Genomic DNA, 24,100 nt, shown 5'->3' with positions numbered 1-24,100 from the left:
CCCATCGTTGCGATCAGCGCACCGGCATGCCGGGCTGGGCGCTGCTGTCGGCGTCGAGCAGGGCCAGGTCGCCGCCGTCGAAGCCGGCCGACAGGATCATGCCTTCGCTCAGCCCGAAGCGCATCTTGCGCGGGGCCAGGTTGGCGATGAACACCACGCTGCGGCCGACCAGCTTGTCCGGCTCGCCGTAGCTGGCGCGGATGCCGGAGAAGATCTGGCGCTTGCCCAGGTCGCCGGCATCCAGTTCGAAGCGGAGCAGCTTGTCCGAGCCGTCGACGAACTCGCAGGCCAGCACCTTGCCGATGCGCAGGTCGAGCTTGGCGAAGTCGTCGATGCCGATATACGCCGGGCCATCGGTGGCCGCCGGCGCAGCGGCCGGTGCGGGCGCCGGCTTGGCGGGCTTGGCCGGGGCGGCAGGCGCGGCGGCGGCGAGGGTGTCCTTGGAGGCGTCAGTCATGGCGTCGATCATTTTCGGGTCGATTCGGGTGAACAGCGGGGCGTACACGGCAATGGTGTGCGCGGTGAGCGGGCGGGCGATGTCGGTCCAGTCCTGCACCGGTGCGGCCAGGAAGGCCTCGGCCTGGGCGGCGGTGGCCGGCAGGATCGGCTTGAGCGCGGTGACCAGCACGCGGAACAGGTTCAGGCCCTGGGTGCAGACCGATTGCAGCTGTGCGTCGGCGCCGTCCTGCTTGGCGATGACCCACGGCTTCTGGTCGTCGATGTAGCGGTTGGCTTCGTCGGCGAGGGTCATCGTGAGGCGCACGGCGGCGGCCGGGTCGTTGCGCTCGTAGGCCTCGCGGATGGGGGCGAGGGCGGCGACGAAGCGGTCGTACTGCGCGGCATCGGGCAGGGCGGCGGCGAGGCGGCCGTCGAAGCGCTTGCTGATGAAGCCGGCGCACCGGCTGGCCAGGTTGACGAACTTGCCGACCAGGTCGGCGTTGACGCGCGCGATGAAGTCGCCCAGATTGAGGTCGAGGTCTTCGACGCCGCCACCGGACTTGGCGGCGAAGTAGTAGCGCAGGGCTTCGGCTTCGAGGCCGACATCGAGGTAGGTGCGCGCCATGACGAAGGTGCCGCGCGACTTGGACATCTTGGCGCCGTCGACCATCAGGTAGCCGTTGACGTGCAGGCGGGTCGGCGCGCGGTGGCCGGTGCCGTGCAGGACCGCCGGCCAGAACAGGCCGTGGAAATTGACGATGTCCTTGCCGATGAAATGGTGCAATTCGGTGCTGGTGCCGGCGCGCAGGTGGGCGTCGAAGTCTTCGCCGTTACTGTCACAGAGGGTCTTGAAGCTGGAGAGGTAGCCGATCGGGGCATCCAGCCAGACGTAGAAGTACTTGCCGGGCTGGCCGGGGATCTCGAAGCCGAAGTAGGGCGCGTCGCGGGAAATGTCCCAGGCGCGCAGGCCGCCGTCGGCGTTGAGCCACTCGCCGAGCTTGGCCTTGACGCCGGGCAGGGCGACGTCGCCGGCGAGCCAGTCGCGCAGGAAGGCGTCGAAGTGGCCGACCTCGAAGAAGAAGTGTTCGGAGTCGCGCAGTTCCGGGGTGGCACCGGAGATGACCGAGCGCGGGTCCTTGAGTTCGGTGGGGGCGTAGGTGGCGCCGCACACTTCGCAGTTGTCGCCGTACTGGTCCGGGCTGCTGCACACCGGGCAGATGCCCTTGATGTAGCGGTCGGGCAGGAACATGCCCTTGGCCGGGTCGTAGAACTGGGCGACGGAGCGGCGCGCGATGTGGCCTTCGGCCTCAAGCTTGAGGTAGAAGGCTTCGGTGAGGGCCTTGTTGGCGGCCGAGTTGGTGGAATCGTAGTGGTCGAAGGCAACGCCGAACGCGGCAAAGTCGCGTTCGTGGCTGGCCTGGATGTTGGCGATGAAGGCCTCCGGGGTCACGCCGGCCTTTTCAGCGGCGAGCATGATGGGGGTGCCATGGGTGTCATCGGCGCAGACGAACCAGGTCTTGCCGCCGCTCATTCGCCGCGCGCGTACCCAGATGTCAGCCTGGATGTAGCCGACCAGGTGGCCCAGGTGGAGCGGGCCGTTGGCGTAGGGCAGGGCGGTGGTGACGAGAGCGGTGCGGGTCATGGTCTGCGTTGTTGCCTTGGGGACTGGGGATTATCGCATGGAGGGGGTGGGCGCCTGCGGCGGGCGTTTCTTTCGCGGGCAATGGCTGGAGCTGGAGCAGAAGCTGGAGCCGAAGCCGAAGCCGAAGCCGGAGCCGGAGCCGGAGCCGAAGCTGGGGCGCCGTTGGGGTGTCGGGCTGGGTCGGCGGGGGTGGGGCGCAGGGACACGCCGCAAGTACGTCCATGTAGGCTCGTATAGCGCCATCCATGGCGCTATACGGTCCCTGCGCCCCACCCCCGCCAACCCCTGACAGTGGATGGGGCCTCTTTTTTTGGGGCAGGGCTTGAGTCGACGGCCACGGTAACGGCAACGGCTTCAGTGACGGGGTGCGGGCTGGAGCCGTGGCGGGTGTCTGGTGCTGGGCTGGGAGGGGGTGGAATGGATGGGGCGGGTAGGGGAGGAAATGCAAAAGGCCGAAGCGGTGTTGCCGCTTCGGCCTTTTTTGTTTCCCGGCCGGCTATGCCGATGGCTGCGGGCTGGGGGCGCTGGTTCGGCGTTGCGACGCCTGGCCAAGCCGCGATGGTTACTCGCGCACCCAGGTCTGCGAGCGGCAGATGAAGGCGATGCAGCCGGAGACGTCGAGCTTGGCGCCGCCGGTCTGCAGCTTGGCCTTGGACTTGTAGGTCTTGCCGTTGCCCGGGTCCAGGATGGTGCCGCCAGCCCAGGCGTTGCTGCCGTCGGCCTTGAGGTTCCACAGGATCGTCATGCCCTTGACCGGCTTGTTCTTGTTGGCGCCCTCGCAGCCGTCGCAGACCGGATTGGGGCCCTTGTCCGAATGCAGGATCTCCACCACCTTGCCGGTCAGGGTGCCGTTGGTGGCCTGGGTGATCTCTACGATCGACTTCACCTTGCCGGTCTTGTCGTCGATCGTCTTCCAGCGGCCGACGGCGCCATCGGCGGCACTGGCCGACATCGCGGCCATCATCAGCGGCAGTGCCAGCAGCAGGGTCTTCAAAGTCTTGCGCATGGTTCCCCTCCCAGGGAGTTCGTGAATGCCGACGCAGGGCCGGTACAGGCCGACTGTATACCCATTCGCTCCGGTACGGAACGCACCGCCGGCGCTGTTCAGCCGGCCTCGGTCGGGATCTCGTACAGCTCCAGGGGCAGTCCGTCCGGGTCGGCGAAGAAGGTGAAGCGGCGGCCGGTGTATTCGTCGGTACGGATCGGCTCGCAGGTTACGTCGGCGGCGGCCAGGCGCGCGATCATCGGTTCCAGCCCCGCTACCCGGAACGCCAGATGGCGTAGCCCCTGCGCCTCCGGGCGGCTGGGTCGAGGCGGCGCCCCCGGGAACGAGAACAGCTCCAGTTGGCCGCCGTCGGGCAGGGCCAGGTCGAGCTTCCAGGAATCGCGCGCGGCCCGGTAGTTTTCGTCCAGCACCCGCAGCCCCAGTACCTGGGTGTAGAAGGCCTTGGAACGGGCGTAGTCCGCGCCGATCACCGCGACGTGGTGGATGCCGAGCAGCAAGGGAGTGTCGAGGTGGGTCATTGCAGGGTGTCCAGCCAGCGCTGGGCGATCTGCAGCGCCAGCGGATAGGGTTCGGGGCCGTCGCGGTTGGTCAGGATGATCACGCTCAAGCGGTGCGCGGGGTAACGCAGGATCACGCTGCGGAAGCCGATGCTTTCGCCGCTGTGCCAGTGCGCCTGGCCGTTGAGCCGCCAGCCGAAACCGTAGAACGGCGCGTCGGGTTCGTTGGTGCGGGTAGCCGGTGCGAACGCCTGCCGCAGCGAAGCGATGCCGAGCAGGCGCGGGTCGTAGAGCGCGGCATCCCAGCGCGCAAGATCATCCAGCGACGCGTAGATGCCACCGTCGCCGAGCACCGCGCTGGTCGGGCTCTGGTCGGTACGCTGCCAGCGTCCGTCGATCTCGCTGTAGCCATAGGCGCGTGCCGCGACATCATCCACGCCGTCCTGGTGCGCGACGGCGTGCGCCATGCCCAACGGCTGGAAGATCCGTGCGCGCAGGAACGTGGCGAAGTCCTGCCCGGATGCCTGGCCCACCACCAGCGCCAGCAGGGCGTAGCCGCTGTTGCTGTAGCGGTAGCGGCTGCCCGGCACGAACAACGTGCGGTCCTGGCGCTCCAGCAGGTGCAGCACGTCGAGGTCGCGCACCTGCGCGGTCGCATCGCGGGGCATCAGGTCTTCGTAGTCCAGCAGTCCGCTGGTATGGCTGAGCAGGTGGCGCAGGGTGATCGTATCGGCGGCCGCCGGCAGCGAAGGCAACCAGCGCTTGACCCGGTCGTCCAGCGAGAGGGCGCCCTCCTGTGCCAGCAGCAGGATCGCCGTCGCGGTGAACTGCTTGCTGACCGAGGCCAGGCGGAAATTGGTCTGCGCCGTCACCGGCGTGCCGTCTTCGACCACCGCCAGCCCGTAGCCGCGGCGGAACACCGGCTGGCCGTCGTGCAGCACCAGCACCGCCGCACCGGGGACCTGGCCGTCGTAGCGCTGCAGCAGCGCATCGATGCCCGGGTCCGGTGGACCCGGGCGAGGGCCGCCCGCTGCGTCGGCGGCGCCGAGCAGGCCCGTGCACAGCAGGGCGATCCAGGCGAATCGATGGGCAACCGCGCGCTGCATGGCCGGCTCCCTCGTCGTGCTCAGGGAGCGGGCGTGGCAGCCGGCGTACCGGCGGTCTCGCTGGCGATCCAGCGCTGCAGCTTGGCATCGAGGATGTCCAGCGGCATCGAACCGTCGCGCAGCACCTCTTCGTGGAAACGGCGCAGGTCGAAGCGCGGCCCCAGCGCCGCCTTGGCACGGTCGCGCAGCTCGAACATCTTCAGCTCGCCCAGTCCGTTGGGCAGGGTCTGCCCGGGCAGGGCCATGAAGCGTTCGACTTCGGCGGTGGCATCCTCGCTGGGCAGGTCGGCGGTCTTGACCAGGTAGTCCACCGCCTGGCGCTTGCTCCAGCCCTGCGCGTGCAGGCCGGTATCGGCCACCATGCGCGCGGCGCGGGTCAGCGCGGCCTGCAGGTAGCCGATGCGCTCGTACGGGTCCTGGTACACGCCCAACGGCTCGCCCAGCGATTCGGCGTACAGGCCCCAGCCCTCGATGAAGGCGATATCGCCGCCGAGGCGACGGAAGCGCGGCAGCTTGTCCAGTTCCTGCTGCAGGCCCAGCTGCACGTGGTGGCCGGGGAGGCCCTCGTGCAGGAACTGCATCGGGGCCGCCCAGCGCCGGCGCGTGGGCAGGTTGGCGGTGTTGACGTACAGGATGCCCGGGCGCAGGCCATCGGGCAGCGGCGGCTGGTAGCTGACCGCCGCGGCGCTGGCGGCGCGCTCGGGCTCGACCGCGTGCACCTCCATCGGGGCCTTGGGCAGCGTGCCCAGCAGCGCCGGGAGGCGGCTGCCGACCTGGGCCTGCAGCTGCTTGTAGCGGTTCAGCACCGCCTCGGCGTTGGCGTACTGGAAGCTCTTGTCGGTACGCATGTTGCGCAGCACCTTCTGCTGCGAACCGCGGATCCGGTTGTCCTTGAGGGTGCTGGCGATCTGCCCCTGCAGGGTGGCCACGCGCTGCTCGGCCAGGGTGTGGATCTGCGCGGCATCCAGGGTGGAGGCGCTGCTCTGCACGATGTTCTGCGCATACCACGCCTGCCCGTTCGGCAAGGCGCCCAGGCCGTCGCTGCTGCGCGTGGCCGGGAGGTACTCGGTGGCGATGAAGCCGCGCAATGCGCGGTAGGCCGGCATGATCCGGTACTCGATCATGCGCTTGTACTCGGCGCTGATCCGCGCCTTGTCCGCCGCCGGGAAATCGTCGGGCATGTTGCGTACCGGCGCCCAGAAGATCGATTCCTCGGCCGTCGGCTTGATCACCGCATCCAGCTGCGGCAGCACTTTTTCCATCAGGTCGCGCGGCTGCACCACGCCGGCCGCCATGCCCTGGCGCATGTTGGCCACGGCCTGGTCGAACAGCGGGGCGATGCCCAGCGAACGCTTGGACCAGGTGTCGTAATCCTTGACCGTGTTGAACGGCTGGGCACCCGAGCCGGAGCCGAGGATGGCCATGATGCTGCCCAGGTTGTAGTACTGGCTGATCGGCAGCATCCAGCTGGGATACTGCTCGGCGGCCACCGACATGCGCGCATCGCGCACGAAGATCTGGTAGCTCAGCAGGTCCTGCCCGGTCAGGCCGTCGGCGCCGATCTTTTCCACCTTGCCCAGCCATTCCACGGTGAAGTCGTGGGATTGCTGGCGGTACGCGGCCGAAAGGATGTTGGGCAACTGGTCGTTGTGGCGGGTGTCGCCCTGGAACGTGGCCTGCAGCGGGTTGAGCCGCATCGACGCATCCCAGTATTCATCGTAGATGCGGTTGAGCTGGGCGGCCTTGCTCTGTTGGCGCACCAGCGGCTGGCGGGCGGGGGCGGCCGCGGGGCGCGCGCGCGGCTTGGCCTTGGGCTTGGCCGCCTGCCGGGTCTGCGCGGCGGCAGGCCGGTTGGCCTTCTTCTTGGCGGCTTCAGCCGGGGCGGCGGTGCTGAACACCAGCAGGGCGGCGATGGCGAGCGCCAGGGCGCGGGCGGGGTGGGGCATCGGCTGTTTCCGTAACACTACACAGACCCGGGAGCTTGCCCGATCCGGGCCCGTACGGCCAGCCTCGGGGCGGACGGGCCACCGCCACGCCGGGGCGGCGTTCATGCCCGCCGCCACGCTGCACCGTCGTTGCCTAGCGGTCCCCGGCGCGGGTGAAGGGCACGCTTTCCGGGGCCACCGCACCGCCGGAGATGATGAAGCTCATGGCCTGGTCCACGGTCCAGTCGGTGGGGGTCAGCAGTTCCACCGGGACGATTTCCAGGTACCCGGAGGTGGGATTGGGCGTGGTCGGCACGTAGACCGCGGCCAGCTCGCGATCGGTGCCCTGTTCACGGATCACCCGGGTGACCAGGCCGACCGACTTCATGTCGCGGTGCGGGAAGTCGATCAGGACCACGCGCTGGGTGCTGCCCGGTTCGGTCTGCAGCATGTCCAGCAGCTTCTTGGCGCTGTCGTAGATGATGCTGGCCAGCGGAATGCGCTTGATCACCGCACCGAACCAGCGCAACAGACGCTGGCCGATCACCCGTCGGCTGAGCACGCCCACGCTGAGGATCACCAGCAGGGTGGCCGCCAGCCCGATCAGGTTCTGCATCCACTCGACCTTGATCCAGCCCAGGTAATGCGGGAACGAGGCAGCGATCTGCTCGGAGAGCGGCACCACCACGGGGCTGGAAATGCCCGACAACAGCACGAAGACAAATTTGACCACCACCCAGGTCAGCCAGATCGGCAGCAGGGTCAGCAGGCCGGTCAGGAACAGGCGCTGCAGGGAGGGGCGCGGAACGAGTTGGGGGGCTTCGGGCGACATCGGCGCATTGTAGCGGTGCAGCCGCCCGGATTACCCTGCCGGCCACCGCAGGATGCGGCGCGCTGGGGGAATGCTGTGTTGAAGGGAATGAAGTGGGTGGGGATGACCGTGCTGGGGACGGTCGTGCTGGTGCTGGTCGCGGTGCTGGTGTCCTGGCTGCTGCCGGTGCCGGCAGCGGAGCGTGCCGCACTGGCGGCGATGGACGCCGCGCCACGCGGGCAGGTGCCCGAGCGCAATGCGTTCCCGCCGGTGTGGCTGCTGCCGTATGACGGCATCGATCCGGCCCGGGTCCATGCGCTGACCGCAGAAGACGCGCAGCGTTTCGCGCAGGCGATCAGCGCGCAGACGCCGCAGGGGTGGTCGAACAGCGTCGCCGAAGGGCGCTACCCCAAGGCCACGGCGGCCACCGGCTGGTGCGGGCTCGATACCGAGAGCTGCCTGGGCGAGGTCCGTGACCAGGCGGCGGCCGTGGCGCAGGCGCATGCGGGGCATGACGGGCTGCATGCCCGGATCAGCGCCGTAGGCCGCAACGACCATTACCGCAACCTGTTCCCCAGTGACATCGCGATGCCGTTCCCGCCGATGCAGGTGTTGCTGGAGCGTCTCTCGCTGCATGCGCTGGCGCACGTGCAGGGCGACAGTCGACGCGCCCTGCAGGGCGTCTGCGAGGACATCGGCACCGGGCGCATGTTGATGCGCAGCAGCGACAGCCTGCTGGTGGCGATGGTGGGGAGCGCCATGGCCGCCCGCAACGCGGCGCTGTTCACCGAGATCCTGTCCGAACTGCCGGCCGACGTGCCGCTGCCAGCGATCTGCCCGCAGGTGCTGGGGGCGCCGACGGTGGCCGAGCTGGACATGTGCGTGCCGATGCGCGGTGAGTTTGGCTACCAGCGTGCTGCCGGCGCACGATTGCCGCACGCGCAGTCGCGCTGGCTGTACGACGTGGAGAAGACCCAGGCGCGCGCCGCCGCGCTGCTGTCGCGCAGCTGTGCGCCCGAGGTGCAGCAGCAGATCCGCGAGGACCGCCGGGTGCGGCTGGCCGAACCACCGTCGGAGTGGTCCCTGGCGTGCGTGGCCAATGTGGCGGGGTGCATGACCCAGGTCATGGTTGCGCCGACGTATGTCGGTTACAACTGGCGCATGCAGGACGCCGGTGCGCAGCTGCGACTGGCTGCAGCGATGCTATGGCTGCGCGGGCAGCCCAACGACGGCCACGGTGCGATGGCCACGCTGGCGCGCTTGCCCGCGGCGCTGGGCAGTGCGCAGCGTCCGCTGCAGCCGGCCGCGGATGGTCGCAGCGTGCAGGTGAAACGCTACGGGCGGCCATCGAAAGATGCGCCTGCGATGCTCCGCGCGCGGTTGCCGTTGCCCTGGCAGCCGCAGTGAGCGCATCGGCGCGTGGGGTCGCGCAGGGCGGCGCCGAGGCCGCCGTGCGTCGCCGCGGAGTGGACTACGGCGTGGCTGCCGGTGGCTTGGGCGTGCGTGCGTCCGGCTTGAGCCGCAGGTAGACCTGCTTGCGCACCCGCGCCACCACCTCGCCCTGCGCATCCACGATGTCGTTGCTGAACCAGTGCAGGTACTTTTCGCCGCCTGCGGTGGCCGCACGCAGCGTATCCAGCAGTGCCTCGTCGAGATGGAACTCGGCCGTCACGGTGCCGCGCCCGGGCTTGATGAATTCGATCGCGCCGGCGCGGTCCCACACGTAGTAGTCGCGGCCCAGGTTGTGCATCACCGTGAGCATCCAGAACGGGTCGGTCATCGCAAACAGGCTGCCGCCGAAATGGGTGCCGACGTAGTTGCGGTTCCACGGGCGCATGCGCAGTTCGACGCGCACGTGGCGGTAGTCCTCGCTGACCTCGGTGACGTGGATGCCGGTGAACAGGAACGGAGGCCACAGGTTCATGCCGCGGCGGAAGAGGCTGGCCTTCATCGGGATCACATCGGAAGGGAGGGTGCCCCGGAGTCTACCATTCGCAAGCGTATGGTCAGGAAGCGGTGTTCACCGGAGGTCCGGCTCGCCCTCGTCGACCGCGTAGCCGTCGCGCCCGGCGGCCTTCGCCTTGTACAGCGCCGCATCGGCGCCCTCGAAGAAGTGCCGTGGTTCGCTGGCGGTCGCGGGCACCCGCGTGTAGATGCCCACGGTCAAGGTGATCTGCAGGGTCTGCCCGTGCCCCACCGCCACCTCCATCGCGCGCGTGCGCGCCAGCAGGTCGTCCACCACCTGCACCGCGCCCTCGGCGGCGGTGTCGGGCAGGATCAGGGCGAATTCGTCGCCGCCGAAGCGGGCGGCCATGTCGCGCGGACGCCGCGCATGCGCGCCGATCTCCTCGGCGATCCGGCGCAGCACGGTGTCGCCGACGTGGTGGCCGTGCAGGTCGTTGTGGTGTTTGAAATGATCCACGTCGATCAGCACCAGGCTGAGCGGCCGGCCACTGCGCCGCCCGGCATCGTGTTCCTGCTGCAGGACCTGCTCGAAACGCAGGCGATTGCCGAGCCCGGTGAGGGCATCGCTGTTGGCCTGGCGGTGCCAGGCGCTGATCCGCCACAGCACCCAGGCCGCGATCACCGCGAGCATGCCGGTCAGCGCGGCCGCCGGTGCGAACCACAGGTTGCCGGCACGCAGCAGCACGAAGCTGAGCAGCAGCGTGACCGGCAGCGCCAGCAACGCACTGGCGGCGGCACGCGGCAGGGTCAGGCCGAGGCAGCACAGCGCCACCAGCAGCCCACTGAGCAGGTCCTGCCAGAGCGTGGGCGGCAGCTGGATGACCTTGTCGTCGAGCAGCATCGAAGCCACGTTGGCCTGGTACTCGCTGCCGCTCATCCAGCGCTCGCGGGTGGTCGGCGTGAGCAGTCGCGGCGCGATGCCGCTGGCGGTCGTGCCCACCAGTACCAGCCGCCCGCGCAGCAGCGCCGGATCGACCTCGCCGTTGAGCACGTCCACGTAGGACACCTGCGGGAAGCGCTCGGGCGGGCCGGCGTAGCGCACGCGCACGTAATGGTTGCGCCGCCACTGGTACGGCGAGGACTGCGCCGGCGCGGTATCGCGCAGCCCCGGCAGCGGGCCGCGCACGTCGGCCAGGGCCAGTCCCAGCGCCGGCCAGTGCGGTGAACCGATGCCGGCGGTGAGGTAAAGCCCGCGCGCGATGCCGTCGGCATCCACGTCGATGTCACTGTGGCCCAGGGTGGCCGCGTTGGCGGCGATCAAGGGGATCGGCAGCAGCTCCTCTGCCATGCGTGGCCCGCTGGCCGGGGCCGCCAGCACGGGCAGCACCACGTGCCCGTTGCGGCGGATCGCCGCTGCCAGGTCGGCATCCTGCGCCGCATCCTGGCGGTCCGGCTCGGACAGCATCAGGTCCAGCACCACGCGCGTGCTGCCGGCGTCGGTGAGGCGGTCGAGCAGGCGCGCGTGGGTCGAGCGTGGCCATGGCCACTGCCCGATCTGCTGCAGGCTGTTGTCGTCGATCGCCACGATCAGCAGGCGCGGATCGGGCCGGTAGTCCCAGCCGCCGACGTAGGCGTCGTACACCGCTTCATCCTGCTGCCAGAACCACTGCCAGTGGCTGGCCGCCACGACCAGCGCGCCAACCAGCACCGACAGCACGATGCGCCGTGGCCAGGACAGGGCCAATGGCCTCACAGCAGCAGCCACAGCAGCAGCGCGCCGCCGCCGGCGCCGTAACAGGTGCGGCACGGCAGCTCGATCCGTTGCGCCGGCGAAAACGCGCCGGCGTAGCCGTCATCATCGATGTACTGCACGCGCACGTGCAGGGTGCCGTGCCAGGGGCGCTTGAGCGAGACCTCCGGTTGCGCCACTTCACGGTCCAGCAGCGGATGGGCGAAATCGCCACGGCGATCCAGTTGCACGCGGTAGCGCTGGCCGGGCTCGCCCGCCTGCCAGCGCAGGGTCAGTTGGCCCTTGGCGGCCTGCGGCGGTTGCAACGCCGGGTCGATCGGGGCATCGCTGATGGTGAGCGCCACCGGCTGCCCGAAACGACCGCGATGGCCGTCGCCGTCGCGCGAGGCGACGCGCCAGAAGTAGCTGCCCGCGGCCAGGTCCGTGCCGGGGCGCAGGTGGGTGCCGCGGCTTTCCTGTTCCAGCACCGGCGCCAGGAACTGCGCATCACGCGCGATCTGCAGCACCGTCGAGCGGGCCTGCTCGACCTTGCTCCACTGGAAGCGCGGCCGCGCGCTGCGGACGGTTTCCTGGTTGACCGGCCGCACCGTGAGCGGCGCCGCGGGCTGGTCGCGCACCACCATGTCCTGTTCGGCATCCAGGCCTTCCACCCCGTCGGCGCTGATCGCCCGGACCAGCACGCGCAGCGCGCCGGGCGGCAGGTCGGGGATGGTCAGGGTGGTGGCCTCGGTCTGCTCGGCGAACAGCAGGATCTCGGGCTGGTCGGCCCGCACCACCTCGACCCGGTACTGTGCCGCGGTGGCAACCGCCGACCAGGCCAGCACCGCCGGCAGCGCATCCAGGCGCAGCTGCGCCACATCCAGCCGCGGTGCCGGCAACAGGGCCTCGGCGGCGCCGGGGCGCGTATCCAGTGACTCACTGCGGGTGGCCTGGCCGGGGTTGACCAGGCGTGCGCCGCGGCGGTTGCCGACCTGCACCCGGCCCTGCAGTACTTCGGTGGACGCGACGTGCCCGGGCTCGCCGGCGCTGACCCGGAACACCGTGCCACGCACGCTGCTGGTGGCGGTGGGGGCATCGATGATGTAACGCGAAGCGGGCCCCTTGGCGGGGGTGACCCGGTTGCTGGTACGGCCCTGTTCCAGGCGTACGCGGGTGTCGACCATGCCGGTGCGGCCGTAGCGGCTCAGCTGGTCCAGGCGCAGCCGCGAGTGCTCGCGCAACTGCAGGCGCGATTCATCGGCGAAGGCGAGGGTGACGCTGGCATCGGCACCGGTCACCAGGTGCTGGCCGATGGTCAGCAGCTGGCCCTCGACCACGTCGCGCAGCGCGGCCTGCCCGGCATCGCCGAACTGGACCTTGCCGCGCGTGGCCAGGACGCGTGCGGGGGCCGGTTGCACGGCCAGCCAGGCCACCGGGAATCGCAGTTGGCTGCCCGGCGGCAACCGGTAGGGATCGGCCACGCGGTTGTGCGCCTGCAGCTGTTCCCACGGCACCGAGGGCTTCAGGTAGCGCCCGCCAAGGTCCCACAAGGTATCGCCGGGCCGGACCCGGTAGGTCCAGTCCTGGGCCAGCGACGGGAACGCGGCGGCCAGCAATGCCAACAGCAGCAGGCGGCTCAGCCAGGGAAGGTGCGTCAGGCGGGTGGAACTCACGGTCATCAGGGCCCTGCAGGACGGGGCGCAGCCCTGCGACCCCGATGGCCCAGACCTCATCCCCCCGAATGGATCGCGGCATCCAACGTGCCACGCGGCATTATTGCCCGGTGGCCGTGCAGGGTTTCTGAACGTGATCGAGATCACGCCCAGAAGTCGCGAAATCCATAACAGCGCGCGTGTCGGGTCCGGCTGGGCGGCCCGACGCGCCGGCGGCGATCAGAACAGCAGCGACGCCATGCGGCGACGGTAGCGGCCGACCAGGTCATCGTCGTCGATCACCTTGAAGGCATCGATCAGCAGCTTGCGCGGCAGGCCATCGGCATGACTCCGGTCGCGCCGCAGCATCTCCAGGAACTGCTCCAGCGCGGCTTCGTCCTCGCCACCCAGCAGCAGCTGCACGCCACGCAGGTGGCGTGCCTGCAGGTCATCGCCGTCCTGCTGGATGCGTGCCTCCAGGCTGTCGGCCGAAGGTGCATCGCGCAGCGCGTTGGCGAAGTCCAGGCGTGCACGGGCGCGCACGGCACGGTCATCGGTGGCCAGGTTGGCCGGCAGTGCGTCGATCAGGCTGCTGGCCTCGTCGCTGGCGCCGGTCTGCAGCAGCGCAAGGGCCAGGTCGAGCTTGAGTTCGTCCTTGTCCGGTTCGGCGACGATGGCCGCACGCAGCACGTCCACCTGCGCCTGCGGGTCCAGCGGGGCAAGCGCCACCGGCGCTTCCTCCACCGGCGCGGCCGGGGTCACCCCGTGCTGGGCCAGGAATTCGCGGATCTGGCCTTCGGGCAAGGCGCCGGGGAAGCCATCCACCAGCTGGCCACCCTTGACCAGGAACACGGTGGGGACCGACCGGATCTGGAATGCCGCGGCGATCTGCTGTTCCTGGTCGACGTCGACCTTGGCCAGCTCGAATGCGCCGTGGTACTCGCCGGCCAGTTTCTCCAGCATGGGGCCCAGGGTCTTGCAGGGCTCGCACCAGGTAGCCCAGAAGTCCACCAGGACCGGTGTCTGCAGGGACTTCTGCAGGACCTCGGCCTCGAAGGTGGCCGTGGTGGCGTCGAAGACGTGCGGCAATTCGCTCATGGTCGGCAATCACGATTAAAGATGTACGCAGTGTATGGGTGCGTGTGTCGCTGGACGCAACCCCGCTGCCCGCGATCGGTGCAAACCGGAGACAATGCGGCGTCCTGAACCGCGCTGGCAGAATTCCATGCACACCTTGCACCGCATCGATCGCGCCATCGGCGTCCTGGCCGCCCTGCTGTTCGTGGCCGCCGTGGCCGGGTTCGGGCTGGCCTTGCCGGGCTACGACGCGATGCGCCACCCGGTCGCGCTGCTGGGGGCGATCGGGGTGCCGCATGCGCAGGCCTTCAGCGTGCTGGGGTTCGTGCTGCCCGGCGTGCTGGCCAGCGCGGTAGCGGTGCGCCTGCTGCTGCGGGTGCCACGCACCGCGCCCTGGTCCATGCGCGTGGGCGTGCAGTTGCTGACGCTGGCGGGGGTGGGCTTTGCGGCCATGGGCGTACTGCCGCTGGACGCCAACGACATCCAAAGCCCGGCCAGCCAGTACCACGCCAGCGCCTGGATGGTCTGGGTGCTGGCATTCGTGCCGGGCACGCTGATGTATGGCCTGGGCGCGCTGCGGCTGCCGGGCTGGCGCGCCCAGGCCCTGCTGCACCTGGGCTGCGGCGCGGCGATGGTGCTGGCCGCGTTCGTGCTGCAGCAGTGGTTGCCGGCGCCGCTGGCCCAGCGGTTGGCCTTCGCCTGCTGGGCGGTGTGGCTGGTGGCGGCACTGCCGCTGGCGCGCCGGCAGGGCTGAGCACGCGCACACCGGCCCCCTCGCCGAATCGGCAGGGCCGGGAAAACCCTTGCCGATTCAACGGGATGAGGGGTTTGCGGGGGAGGGTAGGTGCGCTCGATTGGAGCCCCATGCCGCACTGCGGTACCCTGTCCCGCTTTGCCGCCGCACTAGCGTTTCCATGACCAGCGTCGAACCCAACGTTTACGATCCGCAGCAGGTTGAATCCGCCGCCCAGAAGTTCTGGGATGCCACCCGTGCCTTCGAGGTCACCGAGACTTCGGACAAGCCGAAGTACTACTGCCTCTCGATGCTGCCGTATCCGTCCGGTGCGCTGCACATGGGCCACGTGCGCAACTACACGATCGGTGACGTGATCAGCCGCTACAAGCGGATGACCGGCCATAACGTGCTGCAGCCGATGGGCTGGGATGCCTTCGGCCTGCCGGCCGAAAACGCGGCGATCAAGAACAAGACCGCGCCGGCCAAGTGGACCTACGCCAACATCGAGCACATGCGTGGCCAGTTCAAGGCCATGGGCTATGCGATCGACTGGTCGCGCGAGTTCGCCACCTGCACCCCCGAGTACTACGTGCACGAGCAGCGCATGTTCACCCGGCTGATGCGCAAGGGCCTGGCCTACCGCCGCAACGCGGTGGTGAACTGGGACCCGGTCGACCAGACCGTGCTGGCCAACGAACAGGTCATCGACGGCCGCGGCTGGCGCTCCGGCGCCCTGGTGGAAAAGCGCGAGATCCCGCAGTGGTTCCTGCGCATCACCGATTACGCCCAGGAACTGCTGGACGGCCTGGATGAACTGCCGGGCTGGCCCGATTCGGTCAAGACCATGCAGCGCAACTGGATCGGCCGCTCGGAAGGACTGGAGATCCAGTTCGACGTGCGTGACGCCGACGGCAGCGCGCTGGACCCGCTGCGCGTGTTCACCACCCGTCCGGACACCGTGATGGGCGTGACCTTCGTGTCGATCGCCGGCGAACACCCGCTGGCCCAGCACGCGGCGAAGTCGAACCCGGCATTGGCTGCGCTGCTGGCCGAGATGAAGCAGGGCGGCGTCTCCGAAGCCGAACTGGAAACCCAGGAAAAGCGCGGCATGGATACCGGCCTGCGCGCCATCCATCCGGTCACCGGCGCCCAGGTGCCGGTGTGGGTCGCCAACTTCGTGCTGATGGGCTACGGCACCGGCGCGGTCATGGCCGTCCCCGGCCACGACCAGCGCGACAACGAATTCGCCAACAAGTACGGCCTGCCGATCCGCCAGGTCATCGCGTTGAAGTCGCTGCGCAAGGAAGAAAGCGCGTACGACGCCACGCGCTGGCAGGACTGGTACGGCGACAAGACCCGTGACACCGAGCTGGTCAACTCCGAGGAGTTCGACGGCCTGGACTTCCAGGGCGCCTTCGAGGCACTGGCCGAGCGTTTCGAGCGCAAGGCCCAGGGCCAGCGCCGGGTCAACTACCGCCTGCGCGACTGGGGCGTGAGCCGCCAGCGTTACTGGGGCTGCCCGATCCCGGTGATCTACTGCCCCAAGTGCGGCGCCTTGCCGGTGCCGGAAGAGCAGCTGCCGGTGGTGCTGCCGGAGAACGTCAACTTCGTCGGCACCGGTTCGCCGATCAAGGCCGATCCGGAATGGCGCAAGACCACCTGCCCGGACTGCGGCGGCGCGGCCGAGCGCGAGACCGACACCTTCGACACCTTCATGGAGTCGAGCTGGTACTACGCGCGCTACACCTCGCCGGGTGCCCGCGACGCGGTGGACAAGCGCGGCAACTACTGGCTGCCGGTGGACCAGTACATCGGCGGCATCGAGCACGCCATCCTGCACCTGATGTACTTCCGCTTCTTCCACAAGCTGCTGCGTGATGCGCGCATGGTGGACAGCAACGAACCGGCGCAGAACCTGCTGTGCCAGGGCATGGTGATCGCCGAGACCTACTACCGGCCGAACCCGGACGGCTCCAAGGACTGGATCAACCCGGTCGATGTGGACGTGCAGCGCGACGAGCGCGGCCGCATCACCGGCGCCACCCTGATCGCCGACGGCCAGCCGGTGGTGATCGGTGGCACCGAGAAGATGTCCAAGTCCAAGAACAACGGCGTGGACCCGCAGGTGATGGTGAGCAAGTACGGCGCCGATACGGTGCGCCTGTTCTCGATGTTCGCCGCCCCGCCGGAACAGTCGCTGGAGTGGAACGAAGCCGGCGTGGACGGCATGGCGCGCTTCCTGCGCCGCTTGTGGGCGCAGGTGCAGAAGCATGCCGCCGAAGGCGCCGCCCCGGCGCTGGACCTGGCCGCGCTGACCGCCGAGCAGAAGGCGCTGCGCCGCAAGACCCACGAAACCATCGGCAAGGTCGGCGACGACTACGGCCGTCGCCACAGCTTCAACACCGCCATTGCCGCGGTGATGGAACTGATGAACGCCCTGGCCAAGTTCGACGATGCCAGCGAACAGGGCCGCGCGGTTCGCCAGGAGGCGCTGCGCGCCACCGTGCTGCTGCTCAACCCGATCACCCCGCATGCCAGCCACGCGTTGTGGCAGGTGCTGGGCCATGGCGAAGAACTGCTGGAAGACCAGGCGTTCCCGCAGGCCGACCCCGCCGCGCTGGTGCGCGATGCGGTCACCCTGGCGGTGCAGGTCAACGGCAAGCTGCGCGGCACCATCGAGGTGGCTGCCGATGCGCCGCGCGACCAGATCGAGGCGATGGGCCTGGCCGAGCCGAATGCGGCCAAGTTCCTGGACGGCCTGACCGTGCGCAAGATCATCATCGTGCCCGGCAAGATCGTCAACATCGTGGCCGCTTGACGGCGGCCACCGGTCTCAAGTCACGTTCACGCGGCATCGGGCATCTTCTATGCCTGTTGCCGCGCCTGCCCGGCTCCCCCAGACTGTGCCCATGACCCGATTCCTGCTTGCCTTCGTCCTGACCGCGACCCTTGCCGGGTGCGGCTTCCATATGCGCAACAAGCTGATGCTGCCGGCCGACACCGCCGCGGTGCAGGTGGTGTCCAGTGCGCCTTACAGCGAACTGGCCAAGTTGCTGCGTCGCGGCCTGCAGGCGTCGGGCGCGCAGATCGCCGACCCGGACAGCAAGGACAAGGCCGCGCAGTTGCAGGTGATGTCCGAGCGTTGGGGGGATCTGCCGATCGCCATCGATGCGCAGGGCCGCGCGCAGGAATACAGCCTGCGCTACGCGGTGATCTTCAAGTTCCTGCGCGAGGACGGCAGCGAGCTGGTCCCGCAGCAGGTGATCGAACTGTCGCGCGACTACGTGTCCCCGCCCACCGACGCCACCGGTACCACCACCGAGCGCGAGATCCTCGCCGACGAACTGCGGCGTGAAATGTCGGCCTCGATCATGCGCCGCATCGACAGCGTGGTCCGTGCCGAACTGGACGGCCGCGTGCCGGCCAAGCCGGCCGCCGCGCCGGTGCAGCCGCCGGTCGAGCCGGCCGTGCAGCCGCCGGCCGCGCAGGGTCGCTGACCGGTCCGCCTGCGGACCGGCCGCGCCAGGATGGAACTGCGCCCCGAACAACTCGCCAGCCAGCCGGCCAGCCAGGCGTTGGCGCCGGTGTACCTGATCGCCGGCCCGGAAACCCTGCGCGTGCTGGAGGCCGCCGATGCGGTGCGCGCCCGCGCGCGCGCCGACGGCATCGACGAGCGCGAAGTATTCGATGCCGACGGCCGCGATTTCGACTGGAACCAGGTCGAGGGCAGCTTCAACGCGCCCAGCCTGTTCAGCGCACGCCGGCTGATGGAGGTGCGCCTCCCCAGCGGCAAGCCGGGCAAGGACGGTGCCGAGGTGATCAGCCAGTTCTGCGCCAACCCGGCGCCGGACGTGGTGTTGATGATCACCTGCAACGAATGGAGCAAGGCCCACCAGGGCAAGTGGGCCGAGGCGGTCAACCGCGTCGGCGTGCTGTCGGTGGCCTGGGCGATCAAGCCGCACGAACTGCCCGACTGGATCGAGCGGCGCCTGCGTGGCAAGGGCCTGCGCGCCGATCCGGCCGCGGTGCAGCGCCTGGCCGAGCGGGTGGAAGGCAACCTGCTGGCCGCCGCCCAGGAGATCGACAAGCTGGCGCTGCTGGCGGCCGGGCAGACCCTGGACGTTGACACCATGGAGTCGCTGGTGGCCGATGCGGCCCGCTACGACGTGTTCCGGCTGCTGGAGGCCAGCTTCTCCGGGCAACCGGCGGCGGTGCTGCGGATGCTGGCCGGGTTGCGCGGTGAGGGCGAGGCCGTGGCCGCGCTGATGCCGATGGTGATCCGCGAACTGCTCTCCACGGCAGGCCTGGCCCGGGTCCAGGCCCGCGGCGGCAACCTCGCCGCGGAGATGAAGAGCCGCGGCATCTGGGAGTCGCGCCAGGCGCCGTTCAAGCGCGCGCTGCAGCGCCACCCCGAGCCCAAGCGCTGGGACCGGTTCGTGGCCGAGGCCGGCCTGGTCGACCGCATGGCCAAGGGCCGCGCCGATGGCGATCCGTGGTTGGGCGTGGAACGCCTGCTGCTGGCGGTGGCCGAGGCCCGCGCGGTGCGCCTGCTGGCTCGCGCCTGAGCGGCATGCGCCTGCGCATCCATTACGGCGGCACGTTCGATCCGGTCCACCTGGGACACATGGCGATCGCGCGGGCCGCGCGCGATCAGCTGCAGGTGGCCGTGCGCCTTATGCCGGCCGCCGACCCGCCGCACCGGGCACTGCCCGGCGCCGATGCCGAACAGCGTGCCCGGATGCTGGCCCTGGCCATCGGCGATGAACCGGGCCTGCAGCTGGACCGGCGCGAGCTGGAACGGGCCGCGCGCCAGCCGGGCGTGCCGTCCTACAGCGTGGATACCCTGCGTGAGCTGCGCGCCGAGCTCGGCCCGCGGCAGCCGCTGGCGTGGCTGGTGGGGGCCGACAGCCTGCTCGGGCTGCCGGGCTGGCACGCGTGGGAGGCGCTGTTCGACCTGGCCCACTTCATCGTCGCCGACCGCCCGGGCAGCCCGCTGGAGCAGGCCCTGCCACCGGCGCTGGCCACCGCGCTGGCCGGCCGCTGGGCCGCGCATGCGCGTGACCTGCAGGAGGCGCCCGCCGGGCGGGTGCTGCGCCTGCAGGCCCCGCTGCGCGAGGAATCGGCCAGTGCGGTGCGCCAGCGGATCGCCACCGGCGGGGACTGGCGGGCGCTGCTGCCGGCGGCCGTCGCCGACTACATCGCCGACCACGGCCTGTACGGTGCGGCGGCGTCGTGAATACGCGCGGGCGCCCGGGCCCGTATAATCGGCCCCACATTTATCGAGTTCACCCGCTTTGAGCAACCAAGCCCAGCCCCAGACCATCAAGGTCCAAATGCCGAATCCGGCGCCCTCCGTCATGCAGCTGCTGGAGTGCGTGCGCAAGGCCACCGAAGAACTGAAGGCCAAGGATCTCGTCGAAATCGACGTGATCGGCAAGTCCAGCGTCGCCGATTACATGGTGATCGCCTCGGGTACCTCCAGCCGCCACGTGAAGTCGATCGCCAATGAAGTGGTCAAGTTCGCCAAGCAGCTGGGCGTGATGCCGCTGGGCGTGGAAGGCGAACGCGAAGCGGAGTGGGTGCTGGTCGACCTGGGCGACGTGGTGGTGCACGTGATGCTGCCGCGCGTGCGTGAGTTCTATGCGCTGGAGCGCCTGTGGACGGTCGGCGACCAGCCGCCGAGCCTGCTGGACGACGCCGATGAAGGCGACGAGTACGACTACGACGCACGCTGAAGCGGCGCGTCGAAGGTCACGATGACGGCGCCGATGGCGCCGTCGTCATTTCAACGGCATCCCCGCTGGTGCCGGGAGACGAGAGATGAAAGCGAAGTTGATCGCCACCGGCGAACGCGCGCCGGCCTGGGTGGCGCAGGGCTTTGCCGAGTACCAGAAGCGGCTGTCGCACTGGTTGCCGTTCGAACTGGTGGAGATCGAGCCGGGCCTGCGCGGCAAGGGCCGCGATGCGCGCCGCGCCACCGATGACGAAGGCAAGCGGGTGATCGCGGCGCTGCCGAAGAATGCCTACGTGGTCGCGTTGGATGTGCCAGGCCGACAGCTCAGTTCGGCGCAGCTGGCGCAGCGGCTGGAGCACTGGCGCGGGCAGGGCAGGGACCTGGCGTTCCTGATCGGCGGGCCCGAGGGGCATTCGGCGGAGGTAGCGGCGCTGGCAGACGAGAAATGGTCGATCGGCCCGTTGACGCTGCCGCACATGCTGGTGCGGCTGGTGGTGGCCGAGCAGCTGTACCGCGCGGCGGCGATGCTGGCCAACCATCCCTATCACCGGGCCTGAACCGGGCGCTGGTGGCGGACGTGAAGAAAAGCAGCCGAAACGGGTTACATCCTGCGAAAAACGGGCTACAATGCGCACCCCGCCCGAATAGCTCAGCCGGTTAGAGCACTTGACTGTTAATCAGGGGGTCGTTGGTTCGAGTCCAACTTCGGGCGCCAAGTTTTGAAAAGCCTCGCAGCGATGCGAGGCTTTTTTTTTGCCCGCGTAGAGCCGACCGTTGGTCGGCTGGCCGCGCGCAGCGCGGCAATGATCCAACCCCACGCACCGCCAAAAAAAAGCCCGGGCAATGCCCGGGCTTTTCGTTCCACATCCCGCCAGATCAGTTGAAGGTGTACTTCGCGCCGACGGTGAAGTAGCGGCCGATCGCGCCACTGAAGTGCAGCGGGTTGTAGTTCACCGCACCGTAGGTGGACGGATCCAGCGGCGCGATCCGGTCGAACACGTTCTGCACCGAGGCGTTCAGCTCGAAGGCCTCGGTGACCGCCCAGCGGCCGGACAGGTCGAAGCTGGTGAACGAGGCGATCTTCTCGACCGGCGTACCGTCCTCGTAGAAGGCCAGGTAATCGCCGCCGCGACGGTCCTTGTTCTCCATGCTGTCGATGTAGTTGACCACGCCGCTGATGCTCCAGTCGCCCTGCTTCCAGGTCGTGCCGAAGTTGATGCGGTCCTGCGGGGTGCCGATGCAGTTGGTCACATCGCAGTTGCCGTGGGTGCCCACGTAATCGACCGTGGTGTCACCTTCGGTACGCTCGAACTTGAGCAGGTGGCTCCACTGCAGGTCCATTTCCAGCTGGCCCGGGCCCAGGTCGAAGGTCTGGCGGATATCGGTATCGATACCGCGCACGCGCGACGAGTTGGCATTCACGTAGGCGGTGTTGACCGCGAGGATCGTGCCGCTGTTGGCCACGCCACCGATGTTGTTGCTGTCACGCAGGACGTTGCCGGCGAGGATCGCGTCGGCGGTGCTGCCCTGGGCGATTTCGTTGGTGCGCTTGATTTCCCACGCATCCACGGTCAGCGAGGTGGTCGAGGTCGGCTGCATCACGATGCCGAAGGAGTAGCTCTTGGACTCTTCCGGCTTCAGTGCCTGGTTGGGACGGGTGATGATCGCCACCGAGCGCGCGGTGCACTCGTTGGCCGGATCGATCGCGCAACGCACCGGATCGCGGGCGTTGGAGAACGCGGCCAGGCCGCCGTCACCGTTTTCGGCCGGGTTCGGCGCGCGGAAGCCTTCGGCGTAGCTGGCACGCAGCGCCAGCCAATCCACCGGATTCCACTTGATGCCCAGCTTCGGCGTGGCCTTGCTGTCGCCGCTTTCGTACTTGTCGAAGCGCACCGCGCCGGTCAGTTCCAACTGCTCCAGCACCGGGGCGGACAGTTCGGCGTAGGCGGCATACACGTTCTGCGTGCCGTCATAGGCCGAGTAGCCCAGGCCGATGATGTCGCCTTGGTCAGTGTAGGTCTGCGGGGTCAGGCTGTTGCTGGTCTTGCGCCACTCGGTACCGAACGCCAGGCCCAGCGGGCCGCCCTTCAGGTCCATCAGGCTGCGCGACACGGTGAAGTTGAACATGTCCAGGCTGGACTTGGCGCGTGCGCTGATGGTCGGGGAGATGTAGTCGTACAGCGCCTGCGAGTTCAGGCCGGCGTTGTCGCCGATCCGCCACACGCCACCCGGGCAGGCCGGGTTGCCCAGGGCGCAACGCACCGCGCTGTAACGCAGGAAGCCAGTGCGCTTGTTGACCAGGTCGGTACCCGAATGCAGGAACGCGGTGTCGTAGGTCCAATCGCCCCAGTCGCCCTTCACGCCCACCAGGAAGCGGTTGAACTCGTTGGTGTTGTCGGTCACGCGCGGGCCCACGTCCCAGGCCGAGTAGCGCAGGCGCGAGGCCTGGCCCGGGATCGGGTTGTCCGGGTGGGTCGGGGACAGCACGGTGGCACCGGCGCCGCTGTTGGCGTTGACCGGGCCGCCGGGATAGCCCCAGCCACCGGACACGCCGGACGGGGTGTTGGAGAAGACGGTTTCCTTCTTGGAATAGCCGATTTCCGTGTAGATCTCACCGCCTTCACCGAAGGCGAAGCTGGCGCGGCCGAACACGTTGACGTACTTCTCTTCCGGGCTCAGGTCGCGGAACTGCTGGGCCGGATCCCACAGGCAGCCTTGCGCCTGTGCGGTGGCATCGGTCTGGCCGGGGATGGTGGTCAGGCCGGCGCAGCCCGGCAGGGCGACCAGCTGGCCGGCGCTGTTGAATACCGAGCCGTTCGGGCCGGTGCCGCCGGCGGTGCCGCCGGACAGGTAGGCGCCGCCCAGGAACTGCACGTCGGCGGCATCGTAGCCGTAGCGACGGATGTCGCCGGTGCCGATCCACTTGCGGTTCTTGCGGTCGCTGATCTTGATCGCGTCGGTCTTGCCCACGTCCAGGCTGAAGAAGGCGTTCCAGCCATCGCTGTTGATGTCGCCGGTACCGGCGGTCAGGGTGGCCTTCTTGGCATCGCCGTCGCCGTCGCCGGACACGCCGTAGGAGCCGCGCAGGATGGCGCCCTGGAAGTCGTTGCGCAGGATGATGTTGACCACGCCGGCGATCGCATCGGAGCCGTAGATGGCCGAGGCGCCGTCCTTCAGGATGTCGATGCGCTCGACTGCATCCAGCGGAATGGTGCTCAGGTCGGTGAAGACCTTCTGGCCATCATCGGCCAGACCATAGGTGGCCATGCGGCGGCCGTTCAACAACACCAGTGTGGAGCCGGCGCCCAGGCCGCGCAGCGAGATGCCTGCACCGCCGCCGGCGAAGCCGTTGCCGAAGGTCTTGGGGATCGAGCCCGCACCGTCGGAGGTCAGGGTCTGCAGGTACTCGGCCACCGTGGTCTTGCCGGTGCGGTCGATTTCCTGGCGGGTGACCACCTGGACGGGGGAGGGGGTTTCGGTGTTGGTCCGGGGAATGTTAGACCCGGTAACAGTGATGCGGTCAAGGTTGGTGGCCTGCTCCTGCGCGAACGCGGAGCCGGAGGCCAGTGCGCCGGCCAGCAGCATCACGCTGCCGGTGAGGGCGAGGGATACCGAATGGGCCAGGTTGTTGCGGCGGCTGCTGTTGAGCCGTTGGATCGGGTGTTTCACAGCTTCTCTCCTGACTGGGAAAACCAACGATGACGATGGATCGGCACCAAATGAGTGACGACCGCGACAATCTAGGTTTCCAGCGGGTGACGGAGGTGTGAAAAATTGCTTAATTCGTAACGTTCTGTATCAAACTTTTTCGGAACCGGGGGCCGGCACGGCCGGCACCCCGG

Annotated in this window: 19 protein-coding genes and 1 tRNA gene; 9 read left to right on the top strand and 11 right to left on the bottom strand. The window is 69.0% G+C overall.

Annotated features, from left to right (window positions below; translation table 11 throughout):
- Positions 1-13: 13 nt before the first annotated feature.
- From metG to AC1DGC_RS02840, 6 genes are all read right to left on the bottom strand, one after another.
- Positions 14-2,080: a methionine--tRNA ligase gene (gene metG, locus AC1DGC_RS02865; protein WP_478047173.1), complete on the bottom strand. Its 2,067-nt coding sequence runs from the start codon at positions 2,078-2,080 to the stop codon at positions 14-16.
- A 562-nt stretch (positions 2,081-2,642) separates the two neighbouring features.
- On the bottom strand, positions 2,643-3,086 hold the full coding sequence (locus AC1DGC_RS02860; protein WP_259205970.1) for a DUF2147 domain-containing protein: 444 nt from the start codon (positions 3,084-3,086) through the stop codon (positions 2,643-2,645).
- Positions 3,087-3,184: 98 nt separating this feature from the next.
- Positions 3,185-3,604: an SMU1112c/YaeR family gloxylase I-like metalloprotein gene (gene gloA2 / locus AC1DGC_RS02855; RefSeq protein WP_394160915.1), complete on the bottom strand. Its 420-nt coding sequence runs from the start codon at positions 3,602-3,604 to the stop codon at positions 3,185-3,187.
- Complete coding sequence (locus tag AC1DGC_RS02850; RefSeq protein WP_478047172.1) at positions 3,601-4,689, bottom strand: serine hydrolase domain-containing protein; 1,089 nt, start codon at positions 4,687-4,689, stop codon at positions 3,601-3,603. Before AC1DGC_RS02850 ends, gloA2 begins: the two co-directional genes overlap by 4 nt.
- A gap of 20 nt (positions 4,690-4,709) precedes the next feature.
- A complete protein-coding gene (locus AC1DGC_RS02845; RefSeq protein ID WP_478047171.1) occupies positions 4,710-6,635 on the bottom strand; it encodes a DUF885 domain-containing protein in 1,926 nt (641 codons plus the stop codon).
- A 133-nt stretch (positions 6,636-6,768) separates the two neighbouring features.
- Positions 6,769-7,446, bottom strand: coding sequence for a DUF502 domain-containing protein (locus AC1DGC_RS02840; protein WP_259205963.1), 678 nt, complete (start codon positions 7,444-7,446; stop codon positions 6,769-6,771).
- A 78-nt stretch (positions 7,447-7,524) separates the two neighbouring features.
- On the opposite strand from AC1DGC_RS02840, the gene AC1DGC_RS02835 reads away from it, so the two are divergent.
- Complete coding sequence (locus tag AC1DGC_RS02835) at positions 7,525-8,832, top strand: hypothetical protein (RefSeq protein ID WP_478047170.1); 1,308 nt, start codon at positions 7,525-7,527, stop codon at positions 8,830-8,832.
- A 64-nt stretch (positions 8,833-8,896) separates the two neighbouring features.
- Here the strand turns inward: AC1DGC_RS02835 and AC1DGC_RS02830 are convergent, their stop codons facing one another.
- The 4 genes from AC1DGC_RS02830 to trxA all read right to left on the bottom strand — a co-directional run bounded on the left by AC1DGC_RS02830 (position 8,897) and on the right by trxA (position 13,809).
- On the bottom strand, positions 8,897-9,376 hold the full coding sequence (locus AC1DGC_RS02830; protein ID WP_478047169.1) for a DUF4442 domain-containing protein: 480 nt from the start codon (positions 9,374-9,376) through the stop codon (positions 8,897-8,899).
- A 69-nt stretch (positions 9,377-9,445) separates the two neighbouring features.
- Positions 9,446-11,083: a CHASE2 domain-containing protein gene (locus AC1DGC_RS02825; protein ID WP_259205947.1), complete on the bottom strand. Its 1,638-nt coding sequence runs from the start codon at positions 11,081-11,083 to the stop codon at positions 9,446-9,448.
- Entirely contained in the window at positions 11,080-12,738 is a 1,659-nt protein-coding gene (locus AC1DGC_RS02820; protein WP_478047168.1) for a FecR family protein, read from the bottom strand. Before AC1DGC_RS02820 ends, AC1DGC_RS02825 begins: the two co-directional genes overlap by 4 nt.
- Positions 12,739-12,951: 213 nt before the next feature.
- Entirely contained in the window at positions 12,952-13,809 is an 858-nt protein-coding gene (gene trxA / locus AC1DGC_RS02815) for a thioredoxin (protein WP_259205917.1), read from the bottom strand.
- Between the two features lie 127 nt (positions 13,810-13,936).
- Here trxA and AC1DGC_RS02810 point away from each other — a divergent pair, with 127 nt between their 5' ends.
- The 8 genes from AC1DGC_RS02810 to AC1DGC_RS02775 all read left to right on the top strand — a co-directional run bounded on the left by AC1DGC_RS02810 (position 13,937) and on the right by AC1DGC_RS02775 (position 20,973).
- On the top strand, positions 13,937-14,542 hold the full coding sequence (locus tag AC1DGC_RS02810) for a DUF998 domain-containing protein (RefSeq protein ID WP_478047167.1): 606 nt from the start codon (positions 13,937-13,939) through the stop codon (positions 14,540-14,542).
- 160 nt (positions 14,543-14,702) lie between these two features.
- The gene (gene leuS / locus AC1DGC_RS02805; protein ID WP_394160902.1) at positions 14,703-17,342 is read left to right on the top strand and encodes a leucine--tRNA ligase; all 2,640 of its coding nucleotides are present in this window, start codon (positions 14,703-14,705) and stop codon (positions 17,340-17,342) included.
- Positions 17,343-17,433: 91 nt separating this feature from the next.
- The gene (locus AC1DGC_RS02800) at positions 17,434-18,021 is read left to right on the top strand and encodes an LPS-assembly lipoprotein LptE (protein WP_259205872.1); all 588 of its coding nucleotides are present in this window, start codon (positions 17,434-17,436) and stop codon (positions 18,019-18,021) included.
- Positions 18,022-18,051: 30 nt separating this feature from the next.
- Positions 18,052-19,089, top strand: coding sequence for a DNA polymerase III subunit delta (gene holA / locus AC1DGC_RS02795; RefSeq protein ID WP_259205865.1), 1,038 nt, complete (start codon positions 18,052-18,054; stop codon positions 19,087-19,089).
- A 5-nt stretch (positions 19,090-19,094) separates the two neighbouring features.
- Positions 19,095-19,760, top strand: a complete 666-nt coding sequence (gene nadD / locus AC1DGC_RS02790; protein WP_478047166.1) for a nicotinate-nucleotide adenylyltransferase — start codon at positions 19,095-19,097, stop codon at positions 19,758-19,760.
- A gap of 97 nt (positions 19,761-19,857) precedes the next feature.
- Positions 19,858-20,259, top strand: a complete 402-nt coding sequence (gene rsfS / locus AC1DGC_RS02785) for a ribosome silencing factor (RefSeq protein ID WP_259205851.1) — start codon at positions 19,858-19,860, stop codon at positions 20,257-20,259.
- A gap of 85 nt (positions 20,260-20,344) precedes the next feature.
- Entirely contained in the window at positions 20,345-20,815 is a 471-nt protein-coding gene (gene rlmH / locus AC1DGC_RS02780; protein WP_259205842.1) for a 23S rRNA (pseudouridine(1915)-N(3))-methyltransferase RlmH, read from the top strand.
- A gap of 81 nt (positions 20,816-20,896) precedes the next feature.
- Positions 20,897-20,973, top strand: a tRNA-Asn gene (locus tag AC1DGC_RS02775).
- A 161-nt stretch (positions 20,974-21,134) separates the two neighbouring features.
- Here the strand turns inward: AC1DGC_RS02775 and AC1DGC_RS02770 are convergent.
- Positions 21,135-23,927, bottom strand: a complete 2,793-nt coding sequence (locus AC1DGC_RS02770; RefSeq protein ID WP_259205826.1) for a TonB-dependent receptor — start codon at positions 23,925-23,927, stop codon at positions 21,135-21,137.
- Positions 23,928-24,100: the final 173 nt, after the last annotated feature.

The organism is Stenotrophomonas sp. 05N37, from assembly GCF_056397365.1.
Note: the sequence above shows the minus strand (reverse complement) of the source record. Positions and strands in the feature narration are given on the sequence as shown.